Below are 635 nucleotides of genomic sequence, written 5' to 3' on the forward strand. Positions count from 1 at the left end.
TTGCCAATCATCCAAGGTTCCGCGAAATTGGCGCTTGAAGGCGACAAAGGTCCATTGGGCGAAGAAGCCATCATGAAATTGGCTGATGCACTCGACAGCTACATCCCAACACCAGAACGCGCAGTTGACGGCGCCTTCTTGTTGCCAGTAGAAGACGTGTTCTCCATCTCTGGTCGCGGTACAGTTGTAACAGGCCGTATTGAGCGCGGTATCGTTAAAGTCGGCGAAGAGATCGAAATCGTTGGTATTAAAGACACAGTAAAAACAACATGTACTGGCGTTGAAATGTTCCGCAAATTGCTGGATCAGGGTCAAGCTGGTGATAACGTTGGTGTATTGTTGCGCGGTACTAAGCGTGAAGATATCCAGCGCGGTCAAGTGTTGGCAAAGCCAGGTTCAATCAAGCCACATAGCCACTTTACTGGTGAGATCTATGTATTGTCTAAAGATGAAGGTGGTCGTCATACACCATTCTTTAACAACTACCGTCCACAGTTCTACTTCCGTACAACGGACGTAACTGGTTCGATCGAGTTGCCAAAAGACAAAGAAATGGTAATGCCAGGTGATAACGTATCTATCACAGTAAAACTGATCAACCCGATCGCGATGGAAGAAGGCTTGCGCTTCGCTAT

Annotated in this window: 1 protein-coding gene; it reads left to right on the forward strand. The window is 47.4% G+C overall.

Annotation, left to right across the window (positions count from 1 at the left end):
- On the forward strand, positions 1-635 hold a 635-nt coding region (locus ACO0K1_RS20245; RefSeq protein ID WP_423029008.1), incomplete at both ends, for an EF-Tu/IF-2/RF-3 family GTPase.

Source organism: Undibacterium sp. SXout20W, assembly GCF_049340285.1.
Classification (GTDB): Bacteria; Pseudomonadota; Gammaproteobacteria; order Burkholderiales; family Burkholderiaceae_D; genus Undibacterium.